Source organism: Pseudaeromonas pectinilytica, assembly GCF_054780855.1.
Window position 1 is genome coordinate 1 of record NZ_BAAGVN010000076.1, and the last position, 736, is coordinate 736.

Genomic DNA, 736 nt, shown 5'->3' on the forward strand with positions numbered 1-736 from the left:
ATATCGGCCAATAGGTTTTAATAATGTCCAGCACGAATAGCCTCCTGCTTCTCGCGTAGTGTCAGGCACTCGACACATCGCACGGCAAACGGCTCGATGACCACCCGCTCATCTGGGATCACATCGCCGCAGTCCAGGCAGTAGCGCCCATGTTCATCTTCATCAGGTGCTTCGCGGGGGCGCTGTCGTAGCGCCCCCAAAGCTCTTTGCCGTTGTTCTTCTTCCAGGCATTGCGCCTTATCAATCAGATCAGGCATGTGGCCTCACTTGATAACGTGGGTGGCCTTGATGCGGCCATAGATGGCAACCGCACCACCGACCACAGACACCGCTGAGCTCGCCAGCTCAACAATGTTGGCCTGAATGGCAGGGTCGATGTGGTAACCAAATAACCCGGCGATACCGGCACCGAGAGCGATGGCACCACCCCAGANCAGGTGAACTTCTGTCACGCTCGCCCAGCCCCGGTTGAATAACGCTTGATAGGTGGCGTTGTGGGAATAAAGAGGGACAGAGTCCCCGAGGCCATCACGGTCGGCCTTAAAGCGCGCCTGGCGGCCAGCTTTGAAGATGGCGAAATAACGTGGGTTTTTAAGCTCCGGGATGCCGAACGAGATGGCGGCCTGATTGCCGCCCCCGTCATGCTGCTTAGATGCTGGGTGTCGAGATGCGGTCGCCATGATTACCCCCCGAACCCGTATTCAGGGGCCCAAACGCCAGAGCGCAGTTGCTGAGC

General features: G+C 58.1%; 1 protein-coding gene. It reads right to left on the reverse strand.

Annotated features, from left to right (window positions below):
- Positions 1-17: 17 nt before the first annotated feature.
- Entirely contained in the window at positions 18-257 is a 240-nt protein-coding gene (locus ACYVG7_RS05870) for a TraR/DksA C4-type zinc finger protein (RefSeq protein ID WP_460882294.1), read from the reverse strand.
- Positions 258-736: the final 479 nt, after the last annotated feature.